At 58.2% G+C, this 16,982-nt stretch carries 12 protein-coding genes; 7 read left to right on the forward strand and 5 right to left on the reverse strand.

Annotated features, from left to right (window positions below; translation table 11 throughout):
* Positions 1–49: 49 nt before the first annotated feature.
* A complete protein-coding gene (locus ASG57_RS30505; RefSeq protein WP_057198753.1) occupies positions 50–1,324 on the reverse strand; it encodes a PQQ-dependent sugar dehydrogenase in 1,275 nt (424 codons plus the stop codon).
* Between the two features lie 380 nt (positions 1,325–1,704).
* A complete protein-coding gene (locus tag ASG57_RS30510; RefSeq protein WP_024338727.1) occupies positions 1,705–2,691 on the reverse strand; it encodes an NAD-dependent epimerase/dehydratase family protein in 987 nt (328 codons plus the stop codon).
* A gap of 283 nt (positions 2,692–2,974) precedes the next feature.
* Between ASG57_RS30510 and ASG57_RS30515 the strand changes: the two genes are divergently transcribed.
* From ASG57_RS30515 to ASG57_RS30520, 3 genes are all read left to right on the forward strand, one after another.
* Positions 2,975–4,300 carry a tyrosine-type recombinase/integrase gene (locus tag ASG57_RS30515; protein ID WP_156402860.1) on the forward strand — a complete coding sequence of 442 codons (1,326 nt, stop codon included), beginning with the start codon at positions 2,975–2,977 and terminating at the stop codon, positions 4,298–4,300.
* 491 nt (positions 4,301–4,791) lie between these two features.
* Complete coding sequence (locus ASG57_RS38230; RefSeq protein ID WP_156402861.1) at positions 4,792–5,229, forward strand: hypothetical protein; 438 nt, start codon at positions 4,792–4,794, stop codon at positions 5,227–5,229.
* Positions 5,230–5,262: 33 nt separating this feature from the next.
* Positions 5,263–6,210, forward strand: coding sequence for a hypothetical protein (locus tag ASG57_RS30520; protein ID WP_057198755.1), 948 nt, complete (start codon positions 5,263–5,265; stop codon positions 6,208–6,210).
* A gap of 238 nt (positions 6,211–6,448) precedes the next feature.
* Here the strand turns inward: ASG57_RS30520 and ASG57_RS38235 are convergent, their stop codons facing one another.
* Complete coding sequence (locus ASG57_RS38235; protein WP_156402862.1) at positions 6,449–6,844, reverse strand: hypothetical protein; 396 nt, start codon at positions 6,842–6,844, stop codon at positions 6,449–6,451.
* Here ASG57_RS38235 and ASG57_RS38240 point away from each other — a divergent pair.
* The 4 genes from ASG57_RS38240 (at position 6,843) to ASG57_RS37295 (ending at position 15,251) form a co-directional block, all read left to right on the forward strand.
* Positions 6,843–7,640: a hypothetical protein gene (locus tag ASG57_RS38240; protein ID WP_156402863.1), complete on the forward strand. Its 798-nt coding sequence runs from the start codon at positions 6,843–6,845 to the stop codon at positions 7,638–7,640. The two genes, ASG57_RS38235 and ASG57_RS38240, sit on opposite strands and share 2 nt — an antisense overlap.
* Positions 7,641–7,993: 353 nt before the next feature.
* Positions 7,994–10,177: an AAA family ATPase gene (locus ASG57_RS30540; RefSeq protein ID WP_082529085.1), complete on the forward strand. Its 2,184-nt coding sequence runs from the start codon at positions 7,994–7,996 to the stop codon at positions 10,175–10,177.
* A gap of 242 nt (positions 10,178–10,419) precedes the next feature.
* On the forward strand, positions 10,420–10,722 hold the full coding sequence (locus ASG57_RS30545) for an antibiotic biosynthesis monooxygenase family protein (protein WP_057198760.1): 303 nt from the start codon (positions 10,420–10,422) through the stop codon (positions 10,720–10,722).
* A gap of 707 nt (positions 10,723–11,429) precedes the next feature.
* Entirely contained in the window at positions 11,430–15,251 is a 3,822-nt protein-coding gene (locus tag ASG57_RS37295; protein WP_156402864.1) for an SIR2 family protein, read from the forward strand.
* A gap of 32 nt (positions 15,252–15,283) precedes the next feature.
* On the opposite strand, the gene ASG57_RS30555 is transcribed toward ASG57_RS37295, so the two are convergent.
* Positions 15,284–16,315 (reverse strand): hypothetical protein, encoded by a 1,032-nt coding sequence (locus tag ASG57_RS30555; protein WP_057198762.1) that lies wholly within the window; start codon positions 16,313–16,315, stop codon positions 15,284–15,286.
* Positions 16,312–16,608 carry a hypothetical protein gene (locus ASG57_RS30560; protein ID WP_156402865.1) on the reverse strand — a complete coding sequence of 99 codons (297 nt, stop codon included), beginning with the start codon at positions 16,606–16,608 and terminating at the stop codon, positions 16,312–16,314. Before ASG57_RS30560 ends, ASG57_RS30555 begins: the two co-directional genes overlap by 4 nt.
* Between the last annotated feature and the right edge of the window lie 374 nt (positions 16,609–16,982).

A 16,982-nucleotide genomic window follows, 5' to 3' on the forward strand; every position in this document is an offset into this window, starting at 1 on the left:
GGAAGGGGCTGCAGCGCCTTGCGGCCACCGCAGCCCCATGTCGTACGCGCTACTTCTTGGTGTAGCTGATGCGATAGATCGCGCCGGCCCAATCGTCGGCGACCAGGATCGAGCCGTCCTTGGCGATGATGATGTCGTTGGGCCGGCCGAGATAGCCCTGGTCACCCTCGAGCCAACCGGAGGCGAAGATCTCCCGCTTGGGATTCTTGCCGTCGGGCCCGACGATCACGCGCACGATGCGCGCGCCCTGGTACTTGTGACGATTCCAGGAGCCGTGCTCGGCGATGAGGATATTGTTCTTGTACTCGGCGGGGAATTGATCGCCGGTGTAGAACTTCATGCCGAGCGGAGCGACGTGCGCGCCGAGATTCAGCACGGGGGGCGTGAACTCCGAGCACTTGTGGCCCATCGCAAACTTGTCGTCGGGCAAATTGCCCTGGTGGCAATAGGGATAGCCGAAATGCTCGCCGATCCGGTTGATCATGTTCAGCTTGTCCGAGGGCAGATCGTCGCTGATCCAGTCGCGGGCATTCTCGGTGAACCAGAGCTTGCCGGTGCGCGGATCGACGTCGCCGCCGACCGAGTTGCGGACGCCAAGCGCCCAGATTTCGGCGTTGCCGGTCTTGGGATCGACGCGGCGGATCTGCGACACGCTGGTCGGCGGAATGCCGATGTTGAACGGCGGTCCGAACGGCAGGAAGAACCAGCCTTCCTTGTCGACCGCAATGTATTTCCAGCCATGCGCGGCATAGGAGGGCATGTCGTCATAGACGACCTTGCCTTGCCCGAGATTGTCGAGATTGGCTTCGGCGTTGTCGTAGCGGATCAGCTTGTCGACGGCGATGACGTAGAGCGCGCCGTCCCTGAAGGCGAGACCGGTGGGCATGTTGAGGCCCTTGAGGACGGTCTTGACCTCCTTCTTTCCGTTGTTGTCCTTGATGGCATAGACGTTGCCGAGGCCGAACGAGCCGACGAACAGCGTGCCCTTGTCACCCCAAGCCATCTGTCGCGCCGCCAGCACGCCCGAGGCGTAGACCTCGATCTTGAAGCCGGACGGCAGCTTGATCTTCTTGACGATGTTGGCGAGCTCGGCGTCGGAGGCGCCGGTCGGCGGGCCCGAGGGCGGAGCGAGGCCCTTCTGCGCCTCGGTCTCGTCGCCGAGAAACCAATCGTCCGGCGGATGGGTCCAGAATTCCTTGGTGCCGGATTCGTATTTCTTCAGCGCCCGGTTCTTGTCCTGCTGTTGCGCATTGCCGGCGCTGGTCCCGGCGAGAATGGCCACGGCCGCAAGCGCCAACACGGATCGATGGAACATCGATGTCATCGCGTCACTCCCCTAAGGCAGCCGGCAAGGCTGCGATTTATCTTGTTTTGCTAGTCGAGAGGCGAGGTTCGGAGTCTGCTGGAGGCAGACGCAAAAAGGCTAGCACATCTGCGAGCGCTGAGAAGAGCATCGCGTGTGCTGCAGTTGCGCTCGTTCAAAATTGAGACGGAGTGTCGATGAGGCACGAGCACCGCGTCGGCAGCGCTCTCGCTGCAACGCGGAATCCGACGGACAGGAGCTCGCCTTCGGACAGCGCAAGAGAGGGGCCAACACCCAAACTGCGAAAACAACCCCATGCACAGTAGAACGGCGCAGGCCGCTCCGCGCGCGGCGACGCCGGACAGACACTTGATGCACCGAGAGAAATGACGAGCGCGGGCTCACGGGGCGACGGGGTAGGGCCCGCCGTCAAACAGCCTGTCGTGATAGCCTTTCGATCCGACCTCGCGCGCCAGTGCGCTGCGGAAATCGCGGTCATCCCGCAGGCTGCGCAGCACATGCGCGAAGTCGAATTCAGGCCGCCAGCCGAGCTCGCGCCGCGCGCGGTCGTTGACATAGACGCGGTCGATCGCGGGGAAGAGGCGCCAGCCACGCGCCGCGTAGAGCCGCGCGCACTCCGGATGGAGCTCGCGCACGACGCTCGCCGCATCGCGCGCCAGCGCCGCCAGATGACGTTGCTCGAACGGGCTCGTCGCCGAGACGATGTAGCGGCCAAAGCCGATCTTCGGTGCGCGCTCGACGGCGAGCAGATGCGCGCTCACCGCATCCGCGATATCGAGCCGGCGATAGAGCAGCTCGTTGGCCTGCGCGTTATCGAGCGCGTAGGCCGACCGCATCAAAGGATCGTCGTCCTCCTCGGGGAAGAAGCGCGAGGTCCGCAACACGACGACGGGCAAGCGGCGTTCGCGAAAGAACAGCTCGCAGAGAGTCTCGGCCATCAGCTTGGTCGTGCCGTAGATGTTCTTCGGCACCGGCGCCAGGTCCTCGGTAACCCACACGGCCGCCTCTCCCGCCTCGGGACGAAGCTGCGAACCGAACGCGCTGGTGGTGCTGGTGAAGACGAAGCTCCTCACGCCCGCCGCCGCGGCCGCCTCAAGCAGGTTGAGCGTGCCCGTGACGTTGGTGTCGACAAAGTCCTGCTTGGAGTGCGTCGCCACATGCGGCTTGTGCAGCGTCGCGGTGTGGATGACGGCGGTGACGCCGTCCATCTGGCGCCGCATGAAGGCGGGATCGACGATGGAGCCGACAGCATCAGTGAAGGGGGAGGGCTTTAGATCGATCCCGCGGGCAGGCGACCCGCGCTCACGGAGCGTCCGCAGGATGGCCTCCCCGAGGTGGCCGGCGCTGCCGGTGATCAAAATGGTCATGTCGAACCCAACAATTCAGCCGTCAGCGGCGTGGAAACCACGGCCCGACCCTGGCTTAGCTGGACGCTTGGGAAAAACTGGAGCGGGCGAAGGGGCTCGAACCCTCGACCCCGACCTTGGCAAGGTCGTAGGGGACGGGAAATGTGGGCTTATGTGGCACTCATAATAGGCTCCTTTAACATTGTTTTCGCTTAGGAATTGCTATTGCCGGCCGCGCGTGGTCCACGTACGCCCACACTTCGAAAACGGGGAATTCTTTACCCCGCTTTACCCCGAGGCCGAAATGCCCGCCAAAAAGCTGACCCGCGATCGGGTCGAAAGTGAGAAGCCCGGCACCGCTCGACGCGAGGTCCCGGACGCGGCCTGCCCGGGCCTTTATTTAATCGTGCAGCCCTCCGGGGCGAAGTCGTGGGCTTTCCGCTATGTTATTGCGGGGGCCACCCGGAAGCTCACGCTGGGGCAGTATCCGGCCCTTACGCTCGAAGCTGCCCGCGCCGAGGCCGCGACGGCTAGGGGCGAGGTTGCCAACGGACGCGACCCTGCCGGGGTCAAGGCGGAAACCCGCAAAGCCGCACCTGCGAACACCGTCTTGGCTGCCTTCAAGGACTATGACCGCGGACACCTGTCATGGGGCCGCCCATATACCGATCACGAAACTAAGGAAGTTGCCCCCGCCGAGACCGACGCCAAGGGCAACCCGGTTGATCCTAAAATCGGCGTCGAGACGGCTGCTGCAACGCGGTCGTTCTTTGTGCGCCGCGTCCTACCCGCGTGGGGCCGCAGGGCGGTCGGGTCCATCACTCGCCAAGACTGCGTTAGCCTGCTCGACGGGCTCGCCAAGTTCAAGGACGCTCGGCGCAAAGGCAAAACCCGCCTGTCGCACTTCTTCGGCTGGGTGATGGACCGCAATGCAACGGTGAAGGCCAATCCGGCCGCGGGGATTCAAACGGAGACAGCCGATTCGCGCGAGCGCATTCTGACCGACGACGAAATTCGAATTGTGTGGAACGCCTGCGCAGACCCCAGCCTTGGCAACTTCGGCGCCCTTGTTCGAACGCTGATGCTCACAATGGCGCGACGCAACGAAGCCGCCTTGATGGACCGCGCCGAGTTATCGCCGTCGCTATGGTCCTGCGAGGGACACAGAACGAAGAACGGGCTGCCTATGGATTGGCACCGGACGCCGCAGTTAAACGCTATCATCGAACCGCTGCTGAAGAAATCGAACTCGCCGTTCGTATTCGAAGGCCGTCACCACGATCGACCCATGGGCGGCTTCTCCGATTGGAAGGCAAAGCTCGATGAGCTCACGGGCGACGCCGTCGCGCACTGGGTTTTGCACGACCTTCGGAGAACATCGCGGAGCTTGATGCAGCGAATCAAAATCCCTCTAGAAGTGCGCCGGGCTTGCAGCAACCATGCAAGTGGCGGCGTAGACGGTACCTATGACCGACACGCATACGCCGCCGAGAAGGTGATGGCATTTGAAGCGCTCGCCCGGGAGATTGACCGCATTGTCAGCGGACAGTCATCGAACGTAGTTCCGTTGACTAGGCCGGCAAACAAGAATGACGTCGTGGCGTTAACTGAAGCAACGCTCAGCGGTTGAACGTTCGCACAGATGGGCATATGTGAAAGACTAGCTATTCGGCCCGTTATGGCCTGTCCTCATGCATCCGGCAGCCGAGTGACAACATAAACGGCACCAACGCGCAAAGCGCGGAGGTTGCCCCATGTTGTCTAACCTACCTCCCTTGAAAAGATATCTTCGTGTTGCGCAGGTTCGCGAGCGCTATGGTAACGCGTCCGACGAATGGATTCGCCGCAAGACGCGAGAGGCAGGGTTTCCCAAGCCATATTACTTCGACGGCGCTGACCGCTTCTGGGCTGCCGACGAACTCGATGCTTGGGACCTCGCCACACTAACGCGCGAGCCGACGCGCCCCCGAAAGGTGGTGCGGCCATGAACCCACCCCGTACATTGGAAGACGCTCGCGCCGCCTTCGTTGACGAAGTTCTGCGGCGAGAGGCGGAGCAAACTGCGTTACGCAGACAGGTGGAAGCGGAACGTCGCCGCGCATCCTTCCGTGTGGTGCGGCCATGACCGTCAACATGCAGGAGATTGATGATGCTTTGCGCCGGTTCGTCGCATTCAACGATACGGACGGACTCGCCGCAGCCGCCGACGCTTTGCCTTTCTTGTTCAGCGTAAAGGCATCGGCTCCAACGAGACGATCCCAAGCCTTCGCAACGGCTACGATGTTTCGCGAAAGCCTGAGCGTTTCAGACAGAGATGTTCGTCTTGCGTGCGTCCAGCACATCCACGGCTTTGGCAGCGCTTCCGAGAAAGGCTTTACCGGCGCTCTTGATACCGGCGAACGCGACCACGGCAAGGAAATCGTCAATTGGATTCGCGCCGACGAAGCACGTCACGCAGCCCACCTTAGGGACTTGCTGGTGAGATGCAGACACATCCTCGACGCAGTGACTACCCAACAACAGGGTAAGACTCGAAGACCTTTGGGCGTGTACGGCTGACTTCATCGACATTCAAACCCCGGAGCAAGTCCGATGCCCACCGAACAGATCACCCACTTTTCGAGCAACCCCGGTTCGGCTGTCAAAGCGCCGATCGACAATCTTCCGCCTACAGCGCAGCAGATCGCCAAGCACGAAGACGACCTCGTTGAGTTGGAATACGCACAGTATGAGCGGAAACAACAGCGGGCCGCGGAAATCCGATTAGAAATTGCGCGGGCACAGAATGAAAAGCGGAACAACGAACGCGCTCAAATCCCGTCAGAGGAGATTGACAGGGCCGCCGACGAAACGGTCGCGGCAAAGAAGCTGGAATTGAGCGCCCTTGACGAGGACTTCGAGGCCAAACGCCGCTTACAGCCGGGCAACCAATCTCAGGCTTGCAAGGACTTCGCCCAAGCCAACGTCCTTAGGCCGCTGAAGTCGTACAACTTCAAATGCGAGCTTGGCGACAATCTGGTCGCAGAGCATGAGGCCTGTCGGGCCGCTCGCGCCGCCAAGCTCGATGAAGCGGAAGCCGTCAGACGTGCACACGTACCCGCCTCTGTCATCGCGTCCGCGATTGATCGCGTCCTTCCCGGCGCGTCGGCAAGCATTGAGCACGCTCTTCGGAAGCTGCACACTCCCAACGAATTTTCATCGGGCCGCTTTTCCGCACCGTCTCTCGAATTGCCGATGCTGACGATTCCGAATGGTGCTGGCGGCCTCTCTCGGCTGAACGACACCGCTACATTGATCTTTGCTGTCTTTGGCACTGAGATTCGTGAGCGGCTGAAAGCAATGGCTCTCGCCGGCCACGACGCTGAGAACGCCATTCCCATCGCCGATCGGCCCGCCATGCTGAAGAAGATCGAAGCTGAGATTTTGGAAATCGAGCGGAAGGCTGAGTTCATCTACCGAACCGGCCGGGCTCGCGGCATCAACACCGGTCCGCGCTTGGCGGCGAGTCCGCTCGCAATCTTGGATATCGAATTCGCGTGATCAACCAATTCCCGGCGCAAGGTTTCTTCGATCCTTTGCTTCTGCGTCGGGGAAGACCGTCGGATGGGTTTTGGCTGAACTTACCATCCGGCGGCGGGCCACGCGGCTCCTTGTCCCCGCGCGGTCGAGTCAGTCGGTCCGTTGTCACGCCAAAGCGCCTTTCGGCGGGGATGAAATGCGACGGGATAGCGGGGCGGCTTGAAACTGTTGTGCAACATCTAAGAGGACTATGAACATGTCAGACGAAATCCAAATGGCGCCGCTGAAGCGGGCGTACCTTGCGGCGCTTGCTGCCCGCGGCCGTGAACCGGCCGACAAGGCAATTCAGAAATACACGAATGGTGCGCGAGGCCAGCATAGTTGGCGACAGGTCAAAGAGGCCGACGTTGCGAAAGCAATCGCGGACCTTGAGCAGCTGACCTTCAAGGGCGACGACGGGCAGGCCAAGACTGAGTCGCGCCTGCAACGGATGGCGAATGCCGCCTATGGTCGCGGCGAACGGCCGAAGCCGGCTTGCGAGCTTGATCCCGTCGCAATCTTCGAGCGCTGGAACAATCCGGCGCCCGCTGATCGCACTAAGTAACCGGAAAGCGCAGCGCTCCCCGCTTCCGCCCCTCCAACGAGTCACGATCATGTCCGAAGCATCAGAATGGCCCGCCCTCCTGGGGTCCCAACGTAAGCGATATCTCGCGCGTTGCTTTGGCAGCGTTGATGGCTCTGTCGCAGGTGTCGCGAACAAATTCGACCGGCGCCGGCTAAAGGCCCGCTACCGCTATGAAGAACAGTATGCAGCCCTGTGGCAGGCGGATGCTCTACGCTTTTGCGAGACGGCCGCAGATAAGGAAGCCGCTATTTTGGCTGCGCATCACAGCCAAGCCGAAACAGAGGCATGGCATCGCAAGGCATTGAAACGCCCGGCATTGCTGCACAGCGGCTTAATGAAGAGCTTCACCCAGCCGTTCAATCCAGAATACGACACGATGTATCTCGACGATTATTGCGAGTCGGGCTCGCGTCATGAAGGGCCGGTGAGCGCCATGCGCGCACGTGTTCCCGAGTCGCGCGTCAAGTACCTGTGTTTCCGAGCTTGGTCTCCCGATGAAACCCCGGAGAATGTGCCGGCGGAGTGGAAGCCCTGGTTCGACGATCAGATGGCTTATCAGCGCGAAGCCCATGACGAATCGCTCGAAGTTATCTGCCGGCGCTATGGCAGCAAGACCGGCAAGCCGGCTGACATCCCGGAAGCGAACCACGCCGCGGCGGCCACCTATTGGCGGCGCTGGCAGGCTCGCCATGAAATGCGTGCCGCCTTTGAGTTGGAACTATACCGCATCGGCTACGACGAACTGAAGGCGGAAGAGGCTGCTCAGAAGCTCGCTGATGAGCGTGAGGCCGCCCACGACATCGCCAACACGTTTGGCTTTGGCTGATGCGCTATGACTCGGGAATTCATTCTAGCTGTCTTGAAACGTGCGCAGCGCCTTCGCGCGGAAGCCGGCCACACGCCACTACAGAAGCTGGCAGGGGTCTTCTGTCCCCCGACCATGTACTTCGCCGAAAAGGCATGTGAGTGGCCGTGGAACGTATCGAAGCAAGAGCTAGGCCTAATTGGGGCGCTCCTGCACGCCCGGCTGAACAACAGCTTCGACGACGCGCTATTCGAGAAGCTTTTGAGGGACATCGCATCAGATCATAGACGAAACGCTCCCCGGCGACTCAAAAGGAAACCCCAGCCGCGGATGCAACGCGGTCGGGGCAGTGAAGGCAGTGTGGAGTTGAGCAGATGAGTATGCCGGGAAACGGTCAAAGAGACAAAGGAACACTCACGGCGGGATTGGAGCTAATCGAGACTCTTCGTGGCGACGCCGGCGCCATCATGGACTTCCGAGCCATCCCCGAGACAGACGCCGCGAAGAAAGCGCTCACCAGCCGCCCCATTCGCTTGCGTCACCGCGGCACGCTGCCGGATCTGTGGGACAAGCTGAAGCGCCTCAACAATAAGGGCTTCGCCATCTATTACACCCTGAATCTTTCAGATGGCAAAGGCACCAAACGCGCAAACTTCCGGAAGGTCTTGGCGCTGCCACTTGATCTTGACACAGCACCGCTGCCGAAAAAGTGGCTCCGCGGCCTAGAGCCTCACGTGATTATCGAGACCTCGCCGGGCAAGCACCAATGCATTTTCATCATTGAACCCACGAACGACTTCGTCGCAGCGAAGCAGATGGTTCAGCGCCTTGCGAAAGCATACGGCGGCGATCCTAGCGTTTGCGATGTGCCGCGTGTGCTGCGCATGCCCGGCTTCAAGCATCAGAAGGGCAAGCCGTTCGTCAGCCGAATCATTGAGGCGCGGCAATACGAGCAGCCGCATACGATGGCAGCGTTAGACGAGGCGCTGCCGCGGCTACGCCGAAACGAGACGGCGCCCAGCGATGAGCCCCCCGAAGGGTTCGACACTATCGGGCTTGAAGACGTTGAATTGATGCTCAAGGATGCAGACCCCGCGCACATCGTCCCCGGCAACCCCGAATGGGAAGAAGTCGCGATGGCGCTGCACACGCTCAGCAACAACGACCACGACGTCAAAGAATTCTTTCTTGATTGGTGTCAGGAAGACCCGAACTATGCGGGCCAGGAACACCGCGACGCGAACGAACTTAGATGGGACTCGTTTACCGCCGACAAGCCGGGCGGCCGTGGCGCTGGCACCTTGCGGCGCCGACTATTGGACAACGGTATCAGCCCGGAGAACCTGAATGTCATCTTCGGTCGCGCGACGCCTGATGAAGACTTTGAGGAGGACCCCGCGCTGAAATGGGATTTTGAATCGGTTGAAGACTGCCCGAAGAATGCAACAGTCTATAGGACCGATAGCGGGGTTCGGTATCAACTCGCAAGTGAGGTCGAACCGGAGCCGATCAACTGGCTATGGCCGAACCGGGTTGCGCGCGGAAAGCTGAACTTCCTCGCCGGGCCACCCGATCAGGGCAAGTCTCAAATTACTATTGATTTGATCGCTCGCGTCACAACAGGGGTCGCATGGCCCGATAAGTCCGGCGAGCCGGCGCCGGGCTCGGTCATCGTACTGGCCGCAGAGGATGACGCCGGGGACACCATCGTTCCGCGCCTAAAGGCTGCAGGTGCCGATGTTTCGAGGGTAATGATTGTGCAGATGATGGTCAAACCCTTGAAGGGTCGGCCTGAGCGCATGTTCAACCTTGCCAACGATCTGCCCGGTTTGGCGGAGCTTATTCGGACCTGCAACGACGTTGCGCTTGTTGTAATCGATCCAATCAATTCCTACATGGGCGCCGGCGGGCGCAATGGGACCGACACATTTAAGGCGTCCGAAGTCCGTTCCGTCTTGAGTCCACTCGGCCACCTCGCCGAACGCCATGACGTGGCGGTGCTATTCTTGTCCCATCTTACCAAGAATAGCGGCGGCAATGCCCCGCTCACGCGCATGCTCGACTCGCAGGCGTTCACCGCGATTGCGCGCTGTGGGTGGTTCGTTGCGCCGGAGATGCGGGATAGGAAGGAAACCGCCCGCAAGTTCTTTGTCAAGGGTAAGAGCAACATCGGCGCCCCTGTGCCGGGACTCACATATGAGATTGAAGAGACGACCGTCACGACCGCCGCCGGGCTTGTGCTGAAGGTGCCGCGTATCAAATGGACCGGCGAAACGGAGATGTCCGCCGGGCAGGTCTTCCGCCAGATGGACAACGGTGGCGAACAGGAGAAGGGTTCGGCCCTCGAAGCGGCGATCACGTTCCTAGAGGACGAATTGGCAAGCGGGCCTAAGCCGTCTGACAAATTAAAGGACCGGGCGGAAGAGCGGGGCCATAGTTGGCGCACCGTCCGCCGCGCTGCCTTCGAAGGTATTGGCGTTAGGAGCGAGCGCAGCGGCTTTGGCAAGGGTTCCGCTTACGTGTGGTCCCTTCCCGGCCCCGAGATCGACTTCGGCTAGGCGCCGAAGCGGACATTGCCGCGCTACGCGCGATGGCGGCTTGTGACCCGCAACGGGCATCAATGGCCTTGACCCGGTGCGGCCCACCTCTGGTTTGATAGGGTTCTCTCAGGGGCGCGTCATTTGCGTCCAACAACGACCTCGGGCGGTAAATCCGGCGTGAGGCTGAAGATGGTGACCGTCCTATTGGACTCCCCCCGTGATAGGCAAGACATCAGGCAACAAAAGAAAGGACCGACCGTATGATCAGCCTAATAAATGTCTTCACGGTAGATCCCGCCAACCAGGACCGGCTCCTCGTTTTGCTCACGCGCGCAACCGATGAATTCGTCAGCCGGGCACCTGGCTTTGTTTCCTCGACCCTTCATCGGAGCCTCGACGGCACGAAAGTGACCATGTATGCGCAGTGGCGCAGCGCGGAAGACTATGAGTCCATGCGCCAGGATCCTGGACCGCTACCCTTTCTCGAAGAGGCGCTCACGATCGCGAAATTTGAGCCGGGCATATATGAGGTCGTGCGCTCATTCTCGCCCATTGATAGGTAGGCCTCGCCCCCGCGCGCGAATCCGGACTTCCGCTGATGGCCCTTTGCAGAAGCCGCGAAAAAGAGCCGGACGTCCGCTGTTGGGGCTTGCTGACCTTTATATACACGGGGAGTTTTGGTCAGCATGAACGAAACCCTATAAAAATAGGGGTGGGAGTGCTGACCAAGCCTTGGTCAGCATGGAGCATGCTGACCATCTCCATGCTGACCAAACTCTCCATGCTGACCAAAGAATGGTCAGCACGATTATTGTTAGATATCAGCTACTTAATACATGCTGACCAAACGCCACCGTGTATATCGGAATGGTGATGGCGGCCCGCGGCCAATTCCGTCTTTTGTTTTTCTTATCAATCACATGACCCCACAAACGATTCCTCCAACTCGCGTGCTGAAAGCGTCGAGTGCTGCATCTGCATTGCTCAATAGCGCCGCGTTGGGCGTGACGTGTGTATCGATCGATGAGAATTTTTTTGCGCGGTCAAGAAGAGAAATATTTGCCGCGTGCATGCTTATGAAATTTTTCTTCGGGTCCTCCGCGGTCCGCAGTCGCTATGAGGGCAAGAACGGAGCGCAGGAAATCATCGACTGTTCAACCATAAACAAACCCGTAGGAGATGGATTAAAGGCTTCGAGGCGATTTTGGTACACTGACACGTATTGGCAATTCGCATCGATTCGGATTGCTTCGAGACAGGGAATAGAACGGTGCGATTTTCGGCCAAAGGACCCGACTTTCCCGGCGAACTCCTCGTGGCTCGCGACGAAGGACGGGTTGTCTTTTTCTGTGGAGCTGGTGTTTCGCGAGCTAAGGCAGGACTGCGTGACTTTATAGGCCTGGCTCGCGACGTTGCAGACCGGTTGCTTGTCTCAGCAGATAATCCTGCACGCAAGGTGATTGACGCCATTGCAAATAGTCCAGCTATCGAAGGGGTAGGTGGACTAATATCGGCCGATCGCGTGTTTGGCTTAATGGAGCGGGACTTCCGGGCTAAGGATATACACCGCGCGATCGCGGAATCTTTGAAACCGGAAGGGACTCCGGATTTGACGGCGCACCGCGTGCTCATCGACCTCGCACGTGGGCCGGATGGAACGGTTCGACTGATAACTACCAACTTCGACCTATTGTTTGAGGATTGCGAGAAATCGATTCCAGTTTCGAGATATCCGCGACTACCAGACCCCAGACGCGGTGATGAGTTCCGCGGGATCATTCACCTCCATGGGCATGTCACTCCGGACTATACCGACGCCGCTGGTGATGGCCTTATTATTTCGAGTGCGGAGTTTGGCCGTGCCTATCTATCCGAACGGTGGGCGTCGGACTTTATAAAGGAAGTACTGGAGCGGTATTTCGTCGTGTTCGTTGGATATTCAGCCGACGATCCGCCAATGCAATATTTGCTTGAGGCGCTCAACCGCTCTCCCGGTCAATTCAGCGGGGCTTACGCGCTGCAATCCGGCTCGTATGAGGATGCTCAAGCTCGGTGGATGCAGAAGGGCGTGAAGCCGATTGTGTACGAGGCTGGCAATCATGATGTTCTGTGGAGTTCGCTGGAATTGTGGGCTCAGAGAGCACGAAATCCAAGCGATTGGCATGCGCGTCTTCTGGCCACAGCGATGGGGGGTCCTGAAGCTTGTGAACCTCACGTTCGGGGTCAAATTGCTCATGTTGCGTCCACGCTAGATGGAGCAAGGCGCATTGCCACGAATGTTGATGCGCTGCCAGCAGAGTGGTTATGCACCTTTGATCCATTCTTTCGCTTCGCTAGACCGGGTCGCACCGGATCGCTCGCGAATCCCGGCCGTCACTTCGCTCCTTTTGACGCGTACGGGCTTGACAGCGATCCGGTGCCGCCCCTCGCTGATCCCGAGAGTAGTGCGTTTGATCGTTTCGAAATACCCGCGAATGCGTGGAGCGCTTTCTCACTCACGCGTGAGGATCGCCAGAACTTGCAAGAAGATCAAGTTTCTGCGCTGCGAGGTCATTGGGCAATCAACGCTCCTCGCTTGGCACCTAGGATTGCCCATCTTGGACGTTGGTTTCAAAGGGTCGCAGATCAACCGGCTGCAATCTGGTGGGCTGCGTTCCAACACGGTCTCCATCCCGACATACAGCGCCAAATTGTGTATAGCAGTGAGCGGGCGGAACCGACTTCGGCACCCTTAGTCAGAAAGGCTTGGCGCTATTTGATAAATTCTTGGAGGACCCGCAATCGGGACGCCTCTGATGAGTATTACCAATGGGTAGCCCAAGTAAAAGCTGAGGGATGGACTCCGGAAGCGGTCCGTGCTCTCGGAGTAATCCTTCGTCCCGTTGTGAAAGTCGATAGGCCTTTCAATAGTTCGCCGCGGCCCCCGAACGCTGTAGAGCGGCTAGGGGACCTGATGCACCTGGACGTGACATATCCTGTGCACGACGAGGGGCTCACGATACCTGATTCCTTTCTTCCAGCTGTGATCAAGACGTTTCGCGACAATCTCGAATTAGGTGCGGCTCTAGAGGAGGAGCTGGGCGGATATGGATTGCACAGCTTGCTCTCGATCGAGAAAGAGGAAGGCGAGGAAACTTCGGAACGCGAGTATAAGCACGGCATCAATAGTCCTCTTTTCCGATATTTCGATCTTTTGCAGGCCCTGCTAAAAGTCGACGCTCTCGCCGCAAAATCCGAGATCGGCTCATGGAGAGGGTCAACTGGCCCGATTGCAGCGCACCTGATAATCTGGTCTTTGAACGACAAACGGCTCGTTCCTAGAAACGAAATCGCGGATGTACTTAGAATCGTTTCGCGTGAAGAGTTTTGGAACAGCGCCCACCAGCGAGACCTATTATTGGCGTTGTCGGCGCGCTGGAGCGAGATGCCCACCCGCACAAAGCAGAGTATCGAACGACGAATTTTGCAGGGAAGGAAAAGGTGGCCGCGAGAATCAGGTAATGACTTCAAAGAGAGCAGAGCCCATGCAATTCTCAATCGGATACACTATCTCCACTCTAAACAATGTGTCTTCACCTTTGACATAGATGCCGTTTCGCGAACGCTCCAAGCCGATGCGCCTCAGTGGAAGCCCGAGTGGGCGAAGGGGGCCGCATTCTCTATGGGTATGCGCACAGGTTGGGTAAAGACAGACACCCGAAGCGACGAGCTGCAAGACAAGCCGCTATCTGAGATTCTGGACGTTGCCGCGTCTCTATCAGGACGAGCGCAAGATCGATTTTTCGTCGAGCGCGACCCATTCGCTGGACTCTGTGACACAAAGCCCGTTCGTGCTTTCGGAGCACTGAATGCTGCATTGAGAGATGGGAAATTCAGGGACGAGTTCTGGAGAGAGTTTCTCAATCACACAAGTAGCCGACAGGAAAAAGTACGCTTTTCAGTATTGATAGCCTGCCGTCTAGCTCGCCTGCCAGATGAATCGCTGAGCAAGATACTGAACGCCGCATCCGATTGGATGCTGCGCGTTCACAAGAACTTGCTGCCCGACCACCGCGAAATTTTGAATGATCTCTGGGGCCGGCTAGTGCCCCTCTTAGCACGACCAGATGCCGAGCGCGATCGAGGGGGCGCTCGCGCCCAAAGTGTTGATTGGGCCACGGAGGCCCTGAATTCCCCTGTGGGATATCTCGCACAGCTACTTTTGACAGATTCCGTCATAGGCAAACTGGATCGAAACGACCGAATGCCAGATTGGTGGAAGATTCGTGCTGACGAGCTTCTTTCGTTGCCAAAAGATCATCGTCGTCATGCCCTCGCGATTCTCTGTCACAATCTCGTTTGGCTGTTTGCGCGGGACGAAGCCTGGGTAATCAGCTCCTTGCTTCCATGTATTCAGCGCCAGGATGCTGACAGCGATGCTTTCTGGGCAGGTTTCTTTTGGGGAGCCAGGATTCCGCAGCCGCCCTTATTTAAGCTGATCAAGCCAGCTCTGCTCCGCCTTGCGCACAGGCAGTCCGAGACCCGGCGCAAACATGCGGAAATTCTAGCCGGAATGATATTGGCAGGTTGGGGCGCCAGAGTAGATGATGGAGATGCGCGAGCTGTTAGCGATGCCGAGCTAACACACACCTTGCAGGAGGCCGATGACGAATTCCGTGAGCAGTTGCTTTGGCATTTGCAAAATTGGACAAAACGAGCAGATGAGAAGTGGCGAGAAGACGCTTTTAATTTGCTCAAGCGCGTGTGGCCGAAACAGATCTCACTTAAGACCCCAAGGATTTCTGCGAAGCTGGCGGAACTAGCTTTTGCGCAAGGCAGCCGATTTCCACTCTTCGTTGACTGCATTCTTCCGTTGCTGGTTCCTACGGATCAGGACTACATCAACCTTCCCATAGAACGGCACGATAACGAGCGACTGGTGGAAAAGTACCCCGAAAGTGTGCTGTCCTTGCTCGATGCCATTCTCGGTGAGAACGCTAGACATTGGCCTTACGGCGTTTCCGATATTCTTGATCGAGTCGAAAAGTCGAAGCCTGAGCTGTTGGCCGATGTCCGAATGATCAAACTAAAACGGGTCCGATCAACTACATAAACGCACAACGCGTTCGAAGGACCGGCGTCCCTTTAGTCCGCAGCCTGAACTCGGCCCTCGGCGTAATAGAGGTAGAGCTCGTTCGCGCGCCGAAAGATCGAAAGAACTACTTTGCTGAATACAAGCGTGTTGGAGTCGCAAACCGCATACAACTCATCGACCTTGTCTATACCCATCTTGATTGCCAAGTCGCTTGAATTCTTTCTGATGATGTTGCGAACAGCAACACTAGAAAAAGACTTGGTCGGTCGAGCGGATAGAAGTTTTTCCTTTCGAAGGACGCCGTAGATATTCAGATAGGCACCTCGAAGCATTTCCCAATGCTCGTCGAAGGTCTGAATTGTGTTGGCAATGTCCGTGAGCGCCTTCTTGTTCCCGCGAAGAGAAATCTCTCCCGGAGACGCATAAGCAATCCTCGCGACTTCCAAGGGAGCAAAGTTAGTATGCTTGCTGCGCTCAGTAAGGCTACCATAAAACCCGCCGTAGCTTCCTCCACCTTGCCAGAAGCGGTCTTTGATCGCCTGCCTGATAAAGTGATTTTCTTCAGCGCTGTTGGTGTATGATGGATCAAGCCGCTCAATCACACCGAAGAGGCTGTACAGATCGTCCATCTTGCCGTGGAAATGCGAGAAATCGTCCGCACCCCAACGTCCGTCGATCTTGAATGTCTTTGTTGAACCCGCTCGCTTGGAGCGATGTAAAGGGCTGGTATGCGAGCGGGCAAAGAAACCCACCTGTGGCCAGTACTCTGGCTTTTGCGAGTCATCGACGGATGCTTTTTGGAGCGCCACCTCCCCATTGTCAGCGCTAGACAAGTCGAAAAAGTAATAATTCTTTCCATAGGCGCGCTGGAAGACAAAATTCAAATCAGCAATCTCATCAAAATAAGTTTCGAACACTTTCTCGGTCACTTCGCAGCCAAAAAAAGCGGACTCAAATCCTTCTCGCTGAATCGCAACCGCCAGCATGTGAAATTTTCGGTTGGTTTTTAGCAGCAACAACTGAGGCCCCTCGTAGTCAACGAGGTCCTCCACCACCTTTGCTGTTTTTGCTTGAGCCGTCATGACAGCGGTTCGATTTTGATTACTGCTTTCTCGGGCTCGTAGCTGGCGTACATCCAAAAGCTAATGTGTTCCGGGTCGCGCGCGTGAGGTTTGACCATGCCCGCGGATTTGTCGACACTTAGGTGCGCAACAAACTTCATGTGGTTCAAGTTGGGCAACTTGGTCAGATCAGCCAGCTTGTGGCGCGGCGTCGTATCCACGAACACCGAACAGGCTTTCCAAGTGCACTCATCGACGTGGGATGGCTTCTTTCGACCAAGCGCGTCGCCCGACTTAAAGTCGTCGGCCGTCACCTTAGACGCTGGGACCAACCTGAGATAGGTGCTGTTCGAGGTAATTGAAGCACCTTGTGGAGGGCAGCTTGCCGGAAGAGGATGGCCTTTATACTTAACCTGTGCCGAAGCCTTCACCCAGTTCCCCCTCGCTTTTAAGCAATGCATATCGCAAATTGCGGGAATGGGAAGCGCAACTAAGGCTTAAGAGGAGAAAGCTGGGAAATTCCTTAATATGTGTTGCGGAGGAGATTCAGCCTCAACCTGGGGTCTCGCACGGCCTCTCAAGCGGAAAGCCGGGCCGGAAGCATGCCGCGACCCCTGCACTTTACCCTGGCTTTACCCCGCTTCCAATCGGCGCGTCGGCTCGCCCCGGGTGGGGACTGCTAATTCAT

The sequence above is a fragment of the Bradyrhizobium sp. Leaf396 genome (genome assembly GCF_001424605.1).
Classification (GTDB): domain Bacteria; phylum Pseudomonadota; class Alphaproteobacteria; order Rhizobiales; family Xanthobacteraceae; genus Bradyrhizobium; species Bradyrhizobium japonicum_C.